The organism is Methylocaldum sp. GT1BB (genome assembly GCF_051027545.1).
Lineage (GTDB): Bacteria > Pseudomonadota > Gammaproteobacteria > Methylococcales > Methylococcaceae > Methylocaldum.
In genome coordinates, this window is record NZ_CP194902.1 from 4438258 (window position 1) to 4450979 (window position 12722).

Genomic DNA, 12722 nt, shown 5'->3' on the forward strand with positions numbered 1-12722 from the left:
CGATAATAAATCAATTGTGTGGGGGGCATGGGTATGTCTGAACAAATCGTAGAAGAATTAAAAACCTTTGGAGAGGCAGGCTTATACGATGATGCGGCCACCTTCGTCGAAGATTTCGAAGCGAACGAAGATCTTGAAGAAGATTCGCCGATCTGGAACGACGCAGAGCTGGGTACTGTCGATTCGGAATACCAATATGACGCCACCCGCCTATATCTAAAGGAATTGGGAAGTTCTCAGCTGCTGACCGCAGATGAAGAAAAGCACTACGGCCGTTTAGCGCAAAAAGGTGACCAGGCGGCGCGCAAGAAAATGATAGAAAGCAATTTGCGCTTGGTTGTAAAAATTTCCCGTCGTTATTTGAATCGCGGACTGCCACTTCTGGATCTAATCGAAGAGGGAAATCTCGGACTGATAAGAGCCGTTGAGAAGTTTGAGGCCGATCGCGGATTTCGGTTTTCGACTTACGCCACATGGTGGATTCGGCAGACGATTGAACGTGCCTTGATGAATCAGACGCGCACGATTCGTCTACCGATTCACGTCGTAAAAGAAATGAATGTCTACCTAAAAGCGTATCGTCATTTGGCCATTACAATGCATCATGATCCAAGTGCCGAAGATGTCGCAAAATATCTGAACAAACCGATAAAAACGGTCGAAAAAATGCTCAAACTCAACGAGCGCGTTGTATCGATCGATGTTCCTTTTAAGAAAGATTCTGAAAAGTCCTTGGTGGAATGCATTTCCGAGGAGGATAAACTTCCCCTTCCGGAAACTCTTCAGAACGAGCTAATTTCCAATAATCTTTCCGAATGGCTGGATCAACTCACGGACAAGCAGCGGGAAGTCATTTCCCGCCGATACGGTCTGCGCGGCTATGATCATTCCACTCTCGAAGAAGTCGCGACCGTGATGGGCGTTACCCGGGAACGAGTACGTCAAATTCAGATGGAAGCTCTAAATCGCCTTCGCGACATATTGGAAACCGACGGCTTTACCGCGGATACAATCTTTCATTAACGTCAGTTTAGCTTTAAGACGCCGTGGGCTATCGAGATGTCCTTTGAAGTGTCGGGAAACCAAGGCACTGCATATCTATTAACGATATTCTCGATACGGACGATCTAAATCCGTCCGGATCGAGAATAGCCGATAGCCCGCCAACTCACGATCTGCCGCCGCACTTCGGATATCAAAAGCTCTCAAGTGGCGAGTATCTCGCCCTAAGAGCACCTTTTGCTCAATACACTCTCCAATTTTAAGTTTATTCGTGCAACTTCCGTTCGTGGTCGCTCGCTGACCGATCGCTCAGCCGGAACGTCCCATTTCATGGACCCTTGACGTGAACTTCGCGAAGCCAGGAACGTTCTGGTTAAGAACGCCTAAGTTGTACTAAAAAGCCGGTCATGTTGGTTGCCCTCAAGCTAGCGTTATGGCTGAGGCGGGCTTAAGAACGAAGATGCCGATGTTCGTTAGACTTGATGATGCGGGTCACTCGCCGGAAAATTCGGTAAAATCAACACCTGTCAGAGCCTCCCTATCCCACTCTGAAGATCATCGGAAAAGCCAATGTCCTTCGAAAAAGTCTACGAAGTGCCGCCGGAAGTAGCTGCCGAAGCGCAAATTACCGAAGCGCTTTATCAGGAGATGTATGAACACTCCATCACGGATTCGGACAAATTTTGGGCTGAACAAGCGGAACGTTTTGTCGACTGGTTCAAGCCGTGGGACAAGGTTCAGGATTGCGACTTCGGTACCGCCCGTATTCGATGGTTCGAAGGAGGCAAACTGAACGTCAGCTATAACTGCCTCGATCGCCACTTAGTCGAAAAGGGTGACGAAGTCGCAATCATCTGGGAAGGAGACAATTCGAATATCGACAAGAAGCTCACCTACCGCGAGCTGCACGAACAAGTCTGCCGGTTTGCTAATGTTCTGAAAAAGCATGGCGTTCAAAAAGGTGACCGGGTTTGCATCTATCTTCCAATGATCCCCGAAGCGGCAGTGGTAATGCTGGCCTGCACTCGGATCGGGGCCGTCCACTCCATCGTGTTCGCAGGCTTCTCCGCCGACGCATTACGGGATCGCATTCTCGATGCCGACTGTCGGTATGTCATCTGTGCGGATGAAGGAAGACGGGGTGGACGAATAGTACCGCTGAAGGCCAATGTGGACACCGCACTGCGGGCTTGTCCAAATGTGACAACGGTTTTTGTCGTTCGGAATACCGGCGGGAGTATCGATTGGGACAGTCATAATGTGTGGTATCACGAGGCGGTGTCGGAGGCTTCTCCCGATTGCCCGCCCGAATCCATGGATGCGGAAGACCCGTTGTTTATTCTCTACACCTCCGGATCTACCGGAAAACCGAAGGGGGTACTTCACACGACCGGAGGTTATTTGGTCTATGCGGCAATGACTTACCGATATGTGTTCGATTACCGTCCGGGCGAAATCTATTGGTGCACCGCGGATGTCGGTTGGATTACCGGCCATTCGTATACCGTTTACGGCCCTCTGTGTAACGGCGCAACCACGCTTATATTCGAAGGCGTTCCGACCTACCCGGCTCCCGACCGCTTCTGGCGTGTGGTTGAAAAGCATCGTGTCAATATTTTTTATACCGCTCCCACCGCCATCCGCGCCTTGATGGCCCTGGGGGAAGATTGGCTTGATAGCACCCGCCGGGACAGCTTGCGCGTTCTGGGCTCTGTCGGCGAACCCATCAATCCAGAGGCATGGGAATGGTATTATCACCAGGTAGGCCGCGGCCGCTGCCCTATAGTCGATACGTGGTGGCAGACGGAGACCGGTGGAATACTCATTACTCCCTTGATCGGCGCCACGCCGCTCAAACCGGGCTCCGCGACGCGTCCGTTTTTCGGCATCGTACCGGCCATTGTCGACAGCCAGGGTAGCGTATTGGAAGGAGCGTGCGAGGGGGTACTGACGATTACCCGCTCTTGGCCGGGCCAGGCTCGCTCGGTATTCGGCAGTCACCAACGCTTTTTTGATACTTATTTTTCAACTTATCCCGGCAAGTACTTTACCGGTGACGGTGCCAAACGCGATGCCGATGGATATTACTGGATCACCGGGCGCGTCGATGATGTGCTGAACGTGTCGGGCCATCGCATGGGCACCGCAGAAATCGAGAGCGCTTTGGTCCTGCATGACCATGTGGCGGAAGCCGCCGTTGTGGGTTATCCGCACGATATCAAAGGACAGGGAATCTACGCTTATGTCACTTTGGTAGCCGGCGTCTCGCCGAGCCCAGAGCTTGAAGAGGAGCTAGTGCAGCTGGTCCGCAAGGAAATCGGTCCGATTGCCACACCCGATATCATTCAATGGGCTCCGACACTACCGAAAACGCGATCCGGCAAGATCATGCGCCGCATACTTCGGAAAATCGCGGCCAACGATATCCGCAATCTCGGCGATATCTCCACCTTGGCAGATCCTACCGTGGTCGACGATATCATTCGAAATCGAGCCAACCGAGGCTAAGAACATTTCACATCATCGGAGACAATAATGAAACTCATCACCGCGATCATTAAACCGTTCAAATTGGACGATGTTCGGGAAGCATTGTCCGAAATTGGAATCAGCGGGATTACGGTAACGGAAGTAAAAGGTTTCGGGCGTCAAAAAGGACACACGGAACTTTATCGCGGCGCCGAATACGTGGTTGATTTCTTGCCCAAAGTAAAAGTCGAAGTGGCGGTAACCGATAGCATGGTCGATCAGGCTGTCGATTCCATCATCAAAGCCGCCAACACGGGCAAAATTGGCGACGGCAAAATATTTGTAACCAACCTCGAGCAGGCTATCCGGATTCGGACCGGTGAAACCGGCGAGCAAGCGATTTGATTCTGTCCTTTGGGGCGGGCTCTCGGCCCGTCCTATTAATCACTTTGCAAATCTAGACACTTTCCGCTGTTGGCTGATGCTCCCGGCATATTTTTTCCGCGTCGGCCTCCGTTAGCCACTCCATGGTCAGTCCGCACCGGCGCCTTCCGTCTTCCTGGGTCAAGTGATACCTGCAAGTTTTGCAGGAGCCGAACGTTTTCAGCTTGTTCGCCGTTTGCAACTCCCTCAAAACCTGATTCAGAGTTGCTGTAATCTCATTCCGGGAGGTCTCAGACAGCCCATCCACTGCGGATTTCAGGATATTAGGCGGAATTGCATCCGAAACCACGCGAGCGCCGTCAACAGTCAGATTGAGATGAACCACACGACGATCATTGAGGTCGGCCTGCTTTTCGATAAAGCCACTAGATTCTAAGACCCCCAAGGTTTGCGATACCGTTCCCTTGGTTAGGCCCAAGTAATCGGCCACCGCAACTGGCGTGTTGCTGTATCGGTTGCACCGGCTCAGATAATGGAGCGCTTCCAACTGCACCGGTTGCAATCCTTTCGCAACCCCCGTCTTTCGGACGTCTGTCCGAATGAGGTTGGCGATACGTTCCAAGTAATCGTAAATCGATTCAGTATTCATACATCTAATAGTATCGGATCAATATCATATTGACAAAATCTTTAAAGTTCCGCTAGAGTTAGTATCGACACAATACCTATTGACATCATGTAGAACCGACAATTCCTTTGGTCGTGGAATGCGAAACCTCCGTGTCTCACTGTTCTGATAGCAGGCGCACTCCGTTTTTTCAAGATTTGTCCATGTCGATATGGAAATTCTGTATGAACATCGACGATTGTCGGCTTAATCACCCGCCTCGGTGCACTGTTCGCAAGTACTGCCGCATCCGGGGTTTAAGATCCAAAACCTAAGCGTGCACATGTCCGGCTTCACAAAGCCATTGCCGAGCTCAAAATCGACGAGCGCACGCATTCCCTCGTTGGATATCGCGCGGCACCACGTTATCGCCACAGTCTCCCGTGCGCAAACGACTCCTTTATCCATCCTCAACATCGACGAGAGAAGATATGAGCCAAATCCATGTTTTTGATACCTACGCGCGTAGCGCAAGCGGAAAAATCATGCACTTCGATGTGATACTTCCGGAAAACGATCCAACAAAAGCCCTGCAATGTGCCCGCGACTGGCTACGGTCCGTCGGTGAGGAAGATGCCGTCGTGAACTCCGAAAGTTGTGCCTATTGCCATAGCGAACCGCATGCGCCGGCGGAAATGCAGAAAGACATCGAAACCCAAGGCTATGCAATTTTTAAACTAGAAGGCTGTCCCCGATAACCACCATCCGATATGGGGTGGCTGAATTCGTTCCTTACCGGTATCTCGGATACGTAGACTGTTCCTTAAGGTAGCCGCCCGCGCGCCGCTTGTTTTTACAATCCGAATCGCGGTCTTTATGACGTAAGTCTTTGTGCATTCACGCGCGGGCGGAGTTCGATTTCAGCGGTATTTCCCCTAAGAAACAATCTTTTCGGATGTCAGGTGCTCTATGGTGCCATCCCCGAGATTGTTCCGTCTTAACTGTGTAGTCAGGAGGATGCCGCTTAATTGCCCTCGTCCTGATCCCCTCCAGCTACAGCCACCGCCTTGCCCATACAAGTCATGACATGGTCGGTAATGCTCAACGCAGCATGCCGGGCTTCTTTAACCGAACCAAATAATTGCTCGTAATCCTTAACGGCTTTCTCCGCATCAGCCGGTGATTTTGCATTCGCAAAATGCGTATATGCTTGAAAAAATTGTTCACGACGAGGATCACCCGCGAAACCCGGCAATCCGTTACTGATTTCCCCAACTACGCAATCCGCGATAGTCTCGGGATCGAGCTTATAATCTTTCAAATCGGAATCGTCTTTGAATTTAGCGACGAGCGCCTCTTTTAGAGTGGTTTTCTCCTTGCTCGTGCAACCGGCCAGCAAAAAAACGGCCAAAAACGCAATCATCAATTTTTTCATAATCAAACCTAACGAATGGTTGTCTCTAACCAAAGCAAAAAAGACATTTATTATGAGCACGAACGGCGCCGGTTGCCAGACAATTTAAGGATTCAGCCCGACTGCCGACACTACGTACACATGGCTTCCGGCGGCAGAGTTCACTAGGTTGCACCGATTCCCAACGATGACTGATGCCTATGGAAACCGACACACTTCGGACCATCGAACGCGCCGTAACACAAGGGATTGAAACCTATTTGGTCGCACGAAAAGCTAAAGTTCCCGAATTCGTCGAGCAATATTTCTCTTTCACGGGCGCCTTGGCGCTCCACAAAAAAACCTTCGGCAAGGACTTCTACAAACATCCGCTGAACATGCTATGGGGTTTGCCCAGCTTCATCATTCATGGCACGGCGGCTCTGTTTCGAAAAACCGGGGGTCACAGGATAAGCCGGATTCTCGACAAGATGCCGACCGGCATACCGACCGCCTTACAAGCGGAATTGCAGTGGCTGATCTATACCGAACTGCTGGAACTGCCGTATGTTCAGGGGAAACGGACATCCCGCCGGGATGCCCTTATGGAAACCATTCTGTGCAATCCCGAGATTTCCGAGCTGTGCGAGCAATTTCTTGGACAAATCCGAAGCAAGGCGGATCACCCCGAATTTCGCCGGAAGCTGGAAAGCAATCTGGCTGAATACGGCAAAACCCGCATCGCCGTCACCGAACTCGCCGGCAGCCTGGTTTCGCTCGCCACCAGCTACGCCGCTTTTAACAAAGCCCTACCCGGTGCGTTCTCGACCGGCATGGCCGCAGCCTCCGCCATCGCCCAGCACACGGCCATCGCCAATTTCTTGCTGGGTCCCACGATCGGAGCCTGGTATTACGGCCTCTTTCCTGCGTCCGCGTCGACCGGACTGATTATCGCCGCCACTGGCACGACGATGGCCGCCGTCAGTGCGATTGCGGCGTTATCCTGGGTCGTCGTCGATCCCCTGCTGGCCAAGACCGGCATACACGAACGGCGTCTCAATCAGTTTATCGACGCAATAGGCGACGAACTTCGCGGAAAAGAGCATCGGAATTATCGAGTCCGGGATCACTATGTCGCCCGCGTTTTCGATCTTCTCGATATTTTGCGGGTAGCCGCTAAAACGCTAAGCTAATCGGCTTTTCAAACCCGCCATTCAGATTACTGATAACAATAACACTATGAATCGCCCGATCTCCGCTCTGCCCGATCTCGCCCGAAAACCTTTACCCGACTTTCCCGGCTGGTGGGCTACGCTGGGCCCCGGAATCGTATGGATGGCATTGGCACAAGGCAGCGGCGAACTGATCTGGTGGCCCTATCTGATCGCGAAATACGGTTTGACATTCCTATTCCTCTTGATTCCGGCCTGCTTGCTCCAGTACCCGATCAACGTCGAAATCGGCCGCTACACGCTATTGACCGGCGAGAGCATTTTTCACGGGTTCATCCGGCTCAACCGCGTTTTCGGCATTCTTCTGTGGATATTGATGTCGGTCTCGTTCCTCTGGTTCGGAGCCTTCGCTTCGGCGGGCGGTACGGCGTTGGCGGCCTTGACCCATCTCCCCGAAGGCTGGGACGCCCGTAGCCAATCGCTGTTTTGGGGATATTGCTCGATCGGCGTGTTCTTGGCCGCCATCGTGTTCAGCAAAGTCGTATACGTCTTGGTCGAGCGATTCATGAAAATGGTCGCCGTCACCACCGTGGCCGGCCTGCTCTGGGCTTGTCTCCAGACCGAGGTCATCGCGGCGGTACCGGACTTCCTTCGGGGTCTATTGGGCCCTACGGCTCCGCTGCCCCGCCCTTGGGAAGCACAGGACGCCACCAAGCTGCTCACCGCCATCGCATTCGCCGGATTGGGCGGCTTTTGGATCTTGTTCTATTCGTACTGGCTGCGTGACAAAGGCGTCGGGATGGCGGTGCACATGGGCAAAATCACGGGGCCCATCGCCGGCAAGCCCGAGGTCATCACCAGCGACGGTTTTCTCCCGGATGCGTTGCCTGAAAACGAGGATCGCTGGCGGAAATGGCAGCAGTTCCTTCGTGCCGACGTACTGATCGGGATCGTCGGCAATCTGTTGACGACGCTCATGACCTGTCTTCTGGCGTATGCGCTCCTGTTTCCCAAAGGCCTGTTGCCTCAGGAGTATGAACTTGCGGTGGTGCAAAGCCGCTTTTTCGAGGTCGGCTGGGGCGAAATCGGGAGGCTATTGTTCCTCTTGGTAGCCGCAGCCTTTCTGACCGATACTTGGCTGGCGACGGCGGATGCCGTCAGCCGGATGCAGGCCGACATCGTCCATGTACTCTTTCCGAAAAGCCGGCGAATTGCTCTACGCACCTGGTATTACATCTTTCTGGCGCTACTGACGCTGATCACGTCGTTGACCATGCTGCTCGATACGCCGGGCACGTTGATCCTGACCAGCGCCGTCATTGGTTTTGCGGGAACCGTCATGTTCCCCGTGGCTTTGTATCTGCTCAATTTTCGCCGCCTTGCGCCGCAGCTGCCGGTATGGGCCAGACCGCCGGATGCCGGACGCTGGCTCCTGGGATTGAGCTTTGTGATCTATCTCGGACTCGCACTGGCCTATGGCTGCTCCATGCTTGCCGACTAAATCAACAACGCCATGAAATCGACGACGGTTGCAAACAGGCTTCGAAGCGGTGAATGGCCTTTGCTGCCGTACCTCCATGAGCTCGAAAACCGCTTCGCCGAAATCGAGCCGAACGTCCTGGCTTTCGTGCCCGAGGAGCATCGCTGGACACGGCTCTATCGGGAGGCCGACGATTTGCTGCGCCGTTATCCGAAGCCCGAAAATCGGCCGCCTTTGTTCGGCGCGCCGATAGGCATCAAGGATATCTTTCACATCGACGGATTTGAAACGCGCGCAGGCAGTCGCTTGCCGCCCGAAGAACTTAGCGGTGCGGAAGCCAGCACCGTGACGCGTCTGAAAGATGCCGGCGCGCTCATTATCGGAAAGACCGTCACCGCTGAATTCGCCTATATCGCCCCCGGTCCGACACGCAATCCCTGCAATCCGGAGCACACGCCGGGTGGATCGAGCAGCGGCTCCGCGGCGGCCGTAGCCGCCGGCCTCTGCCTATTGGCGCTAGGCACGCAGACCATCGGATCTATCAATCGGCCCGCCGCTTTCTGCGGCGTCTGCGGATTCAAGCCCAGCTACGGAAGAGTTCCCGTGGACGGCGTAATTCCCCTGGCGCCGAGCGTGGACCATGTCGGCTGGTTCGCTTCCGATGTCGATGGAATCGAATTGGCTGCACAGGCGCTGGTTCCGGACTGGAAATCATCCCTAACCCATGGTCGTCCGAGGTTTGGAATTCCGGACGGCCCTTACCTCGATCATGTCACGCCGGACGCTAGACTCGGTTTTCAAGAGACCTGCGAGACGCTTAGAGCCAACGGGTATGTTCTCATCGAAGTATCGGCATTTCCCGATTTCGAGGAACTCTATCGTTCGCATCATCTGCTCGTTGCTGCCGAAGCTGCGCAGGTACACGAAAATTGGTACCGAAAGTACAAACCGCTTTACCGTCCGGAAACCGCAGAGCTCATCGAGCGCGGCCTCAAGGCTTCGGCATCGGACCTTGAGATCGCCAGAGCGGTCCGACTACGTCAGGGAGCACACCTCGCAGCGCTGATGCAACAACATGGCATCGATGCTTGGATTTCCCCTTCCGCGACCGGACCGGCCCCTCATGGGCTGAACAGCACCGGCGACTCGGTGATGCAGTTGCCCTGGACTCAAGCAGGCGTTCCTCTCCTCAGTATTCCGACCGGCGTCATCCGCGGTTTACCGGTCGGAATACAAATCGCTGGATCGTGGGGAAACGACGAAACACTAGTCCGATGGGCGCAGGGCATCGAATCGCTATTCGCCTCCCGCCGAACGAGATAATCGTCCTAAGGCGCGCTTTTCCGAAGATCAAAGCTACCCGGTGGTGGTATCCTATCGCCCCGTTTTTCGCTTCCTTGAATCCATGCAGCTTCCTAATTTCGACTCGGCCCGCATCCTGGTCGTCGGCGACTTAATGCTCGATCGCTACTGGCACGGCGGCACTTCCCGCATTTCGCCGGAGGCTCCGGTTCCGGTCGTACTGGTAAATGGCGTCGAGGAACGATTGGGTGGTGCGGGCAACGTCGCCCTCAATATTGCGACATTTGGGGCGCAAACCAGCCTCATCGGCTATTGTGGGCGCGACGAAGCCGGACAGAATCTTATCGCTCTCCTGCAATCCGCCGGTATCGACTGTGTTGTGGAGCAAATTCCGGGACGGCCGACCATCACCAAGCTCAGAGTGCTGAGCCGCCATCAACAGCTCATCCGGCTGGACTTCGAGGACCGCTTTCATGACGTCCCGTCGGCCCATCTCCTCGCGAATTTCGCCGGGAAGTTGAACGAGGCCGATGTCGTGGTACTCTCCGACTACGGCAAGGGAACCCTCAATTCAGTTCAGGAACTGATTCAACTCGCCGGAGAAGCGGGCAAGATGGTTTTAGTGGACCCAAAGGGCACCGATTTCGATCGATACCGCGGCGCCACCCTCATCACTCCCAATCGCAGTGAATTTGAGGCCGTGGCCGGACCTTGCCGGGATGATCATGACCTGGCGGAGAAGGGCCTTGGCCTGCTGGAAAAGCTCGAGCTAAAGGCCCTCTTGATTACACGCGGCGAACACGGGATGACTTTGCTGCGACGCGGCGAGTCCCCCCGGCATTTGCCAGCCCACGCCAAAGAGGTCTACGATGTAACCGGAGCCGGCGATACCGTCATTTCGACTCTCGCCGCAGCTCTGGCGGCGGGCGCATCGCTGGAGGATGCCACGGGTCTCGCAAATCTCGCCGCCGGAATCGTCGTGGGCAAGCTAGGGACGGCAAGCGTGACTCTCGAAGAATTGGTTGACGCCCTGCACGGTCAGCGCGCCCATCATCGCGGCGCGATCGAGCTCGACAAACTTTTGCCTTTGCTCGGCACGGCGCGACGCAAAGGAGAGAAGATCGTCGTCACCAACGGATGCTTCGACATCCTGCATCCCGGCCATATCCAATACCTCCAGCAAGCCCGAGCTCTGGGTGACCGGCTTATCGTGCTGGTCAACAGCGACGCCTCGGTAAGACGCCTCAAGGGCAGCGGCCGCCCGGTCAATCCGCTCGAACATCGCATGACCATGCTGGCGGCTCTCGAATGCGTCGACTGGGTCGTGCCGTTCGAAGAAGATACGCCGCGCGACGTCATCGGACGCCTGCTGCCCGATATTCTCGTAAAAGGCGGCGACTACAAAGACATCACCGAAATAGCCGGCCACGATCATGTTCTGGCCAACGGAGGAGAAGTCAGGATTCTGGATTTTCTAGGCGATTATTCGACCACCCGAATCATTCAAGCCATACGCAATACCTGAACATGTCTGATCACGCCCGTTTAACGGACAGAATGGTGGACGCGCTTCGCGTTCCCCCTTATTCCATCCACGCCGAGCAATCCGTACTCGGCGGTCTCATGCTCGACAACCAAACCTGGGACGTCGTGGCCGACCGGGTGGGAGAAGAGGATTTCTACCGCAAGGATCACAAACTGATATTCCGCGCGATCAAGCAGCTTGCGGAAAAACAGACGCCGTTCGACGTCGTCACCCTGTCGGAAGTCCTGGAAAAAACCGGTTCGCTGGAAGAAGCGGGCGGACTCGCCTATCTCGCGATGATGGCCAAGGAGACGCCCAGCGCCGCCAATATCTCGTCCTATGCCGATATCGTGCGTGAAAAGTCGGTATTGCGGCAGCTGATCCATGCAGGTACCGAAATCGCCGATTCAGCCTTCCAGCCGGAAAATCGCGATTTGGCCCTGTTGCTCGAAACAGCCGAGCAAAAGGTTTTTCAGATCGCCGATCAGCGGCGGCGCGGCGGAGTCGGCTTCAAGCCGATCAAGTCGCTCTTATCGGCCGCCATAGACCGAATCGAGATGCTCTTCCACAAGGAAGGCCACATCACCGGCGCGAGCACCGGTTTCGCCGATTTCGACGAAATGACTTCTGGCATGCAAGCCTCCGATCTCATCATCATCGCCGGCCGCCCATCCATGGGAAAGACAACCTTCGCCATGAACATTGCCGAAAACGTGGCCATCAAGGAGCAGGTTCCGGTGGCTGTATTCAGCATGGAAATGCCGGGCGAACAACTGGCCATGCGCATGATGTCGTCTCTGGGCCGCATCGACCAGCACCGGGTGCGCACCGGAAAGCTGGAGGACGACGAATGGCCGCGCATGACTTCCGCCATCAATATCCTGGCGGAAACCAAGCTGTTCATCGACGACACCCCTGCCCTGACACCCACCGAAGTCCGCGCCCGTTGCCGCCGCCTGGCACGCGAGCACGGTCAACTCGGACTGGTGGTGCTCGACTATCTTCAGCTCATGCAGTGCTCCGGCGGCGAAAACCGTGTGGCGGAGATCTCGGAAATTTCCCGCTCGCTCAAGGCATTGGCCAAGGAGCTGAACGTTCCGGTGATCGCCCTTTCGCAGCTCAACCGCAATCTCGAACAGCGCCCCAATAAACGGCCGGTTCCATCCGACCTGCGCGAATCGGGCTCGATCGAGCAGGACGCGGACCTGATCGTGTTCATCTACCGCGACGAGGTCTATCACCCCGATTCCTCCGACAAGGGCACCGCCGAAATCATCATCGCGAAACAGCGTAACGGCCCGATCGGAACCGTGCGCCTTACCTTCCTCGGCCAATACACGCGCTTCGAAAACTTTATCTCGGATCCGTACGCGGGCGAGGACTTTTAA

At 54.9% G+C, this 12722-nt stretch carries 11 protein-coding genes; 9 read left to right on the top strand and 2 right to left on the bottom strand.

Going from position 1 to position 12722, the window contains the following annotated elements; all coding sequences use genetic code 11:
- The first annotated feature begins 33 nt into the window (after nt 1–33).
- The 3 genes from rpoS to glnK all read left to right on the top strand — a co-directional run bounded on the left by rpoS (nt 34) and on the right by glnK (nt 3876).
- On the top strand, nt 34–1023 hold the full coding sequence (gene rpoS / locus ACR2TX_RS21125; RefSeq protein WP_077730452.1) for an RNA polymerase sigma factor RpoS: 990 nt from the start codon (nt 34–36) through the stop codon (nt 1021–1023).
- A gap of 549 nt (nt 1024–1572) precedes the next feature.
- Nucleotides 1573–3510, top strand: a complete 1938-nt coding sequence (gene acs, locus ACR2TX_RS21130) for an acetate--CoA ligase (RefSeq protein WP_077730451.1) — start codon at nt 1573–1575, stop codon at nt 3508–3510.
- 27 nt (nt 3511–3537) lie between these two features.
- Entirely contained in the window at nt 3538–3876 is a 339-nt protein-coding gene (gene glnK / locus ACR2TX_RS21135; RefSeq protein WP_077730450.1) for a P-II family nitrogen regulator, read from the top strand.
- 52 nt (nt 3877–3928) lie between these two features.
- Here glnK and ACR2TX_RS21140 read toward each other — a convergent pair whose 3' ends face one another.
- A complete protein-coding gene (locus ACR2TX_RS21140) occupies nt 3929–4504 on the bottom strand; it encodes a MarR family winged helix-turn-helix transcriptional regulator (protein ID WP_077730449.1) in 576 nt (191 codons plus the stop codon).
- 449 nt (nt 4505–4953) lie between these two features.
- Here ACR2TX_RS21140 and ACR2TX_RS21145 point away from each other — a divergent pair, with 449 nt between their 5' ends.
- Complete coding sequence (locus ACR2TX_RS21145; RefSeq protein ID WP_077730447.1) at nt 4954–5220, top strand: DUF2024 family protein; 267 nt, start codon at nt 4954–4956, stop codon at nt 5218–5220.
- Nucleotides 5221–5486: 266 nt separating this feature from the next.
- Here the strand turns inward: ACR2TX_RS21145 and ACR2TX_RS21150 are convergent, their stop codons facing one another.
- Nucleotides 5487–5897, bottom strand: coding sequence for a hypothetical protein (locus ACR2TX_RS21150; RefSeq protein ID WP_077730446.1), 411 nt, complete (start codon nt 5895–5897; stop codon nt 5487–5489).
- A gap of 179 nt (nt 5898–6076) precedes the next feature.
- On the opposite strand from ACR2TX_RS21150, the gene ACR2TX_RS21155 reads away from it, so the two are divergent.
- From ACR2TX_RS21155 to dnaB, 5 genes are all read left to right on the top strand, one after another.
- Complete coding sequence (locus tag ACR2TX_RS21155; protein ID WP_240502521.1) at nt 6077–7048, top strand: DUF6635 family protein; 972 nt, start codon at nt 6077–6079, stop codon at nt 7046–7048.
- A 46-nt stretch (nt 7049–7094) separates the two neighbouring features.
- Nucleotides 7095–8528, top strand: a complete 1434-nt coding sequence (locus tag ACR2TX_RS21160; RefSeq protein WP_434130656.1) for an Nramp family divalent metal transporter — start codon at nt 7095–7097, stop codon at nt 8526–8528.
- A 12-nt stretch (nt 8529–8540) separates the two neighbouring features.
- Entirely contained in the window at nt 8541–9830 is a 1290-nt protein-coding gene (locus tag ACR2TX_RS21165; protein ID WP_434130657.1) for an amidase, read from the top strand.
- An 82-nt stretch (nt 9831–9912) separates the two neighbouring features.
- Nucleotides 9913–11334, top strand: coding sequence for a bifunctional D-glycero-beta-D-manno-heptose-7-phosphate kinase/D-glycero-beta-D-manno-heptose 1-phosphate adenylyltransferase HldE (hldE, locus tag ACR2TX_RS21170; RefSeq protein WP_434130658.1), 1422 nt, complete (start codon nt 9913–9915; stop codon nt 11332–11334).
- A gap of 2 nt (nt 11335–11336) precedes the next feature.
- Entirely contained in the window at nt 11337–12722 is a 1386-nt protein-coding gene (gene dnaB / locus ACR2TX_RS21175) for a replicative DNA helicase (RefSeq protein ID WP_077730443.1), read from the top strand.

Coding starts and splice junctions, on each gene's coding strand:
- glnK (WP_077730450.1), top strand. CDS start 3,538: ATGAAACTCATCACCGCGATCATTAAACCGTTCAAATTGGACGATGTT.
- ACR2TX_RS21145 (WP_077730447.1), top strand. CDS start 4,954: ATGAGCCAAATCCATGTTTTTGATACCTACGCGCGTAGCGCAAGCGGA.
- ACR2TX_RS21155 (WP_240502521.1), top strand. CDS start 6,077: ATGGAAACCGACACACTTCGGACCATCGAACGCGCCGTAACACAAGGG.
- hldE (WP_434130658.1), top strand. CDS start 9,913: ATGCAGCTTCCTAATTTCGACTCGGCCCGCATCCTGGTCGTCGGCGAC.
- rpoS (WP_077730452.1), top strand. CDS start 34: ATGTCTGAACAAATCGTAGAAGAATTAAAAACCTTTGGAGAGGCAGGC.
- ACR2TX_RS21160 (WP_434130656.1), top strand. CDS start 7,095: ATGAATCGCCCGATCTCCGCTCTGCCCGATCTCGCCCGAAAACCTTTA.
- ACR2TX_RS21140 (WP_077730449.1), bottom strand. CDS start 4,504: ATGAATACTGAATCGATTTACGATTACTTGGAACGTATCGCCAACCTC.
- ACR2TX_RS21165 (WP_434130657.1), top strand. CDS start 8,541: ATGAAATCGACGACGGTTGCAAACAGGCTTCGAAGCGGTGAATGGCCT.
- ACR2TX_RS21150 (WP_077730446.1), bottom strand. CDS start 5,897: ATGAAAAAATTGATGATTGCGTTTTTGGCCGTTTTTTTGCTGGCCGGT.
- acs (WP_077730451.1), top strand. CDS start 1,573: ATGTCCTTCGAAAAAGTCTACGAAGTGCCGCCGGAAGTAGCTGCCGAA.
- dnaB (WP_077730443.1), top strand. CDS start 11,337: ATGTCTGATCACGCCCGTTTAACGGACAGAATGGTGGACGCGCTTCGC.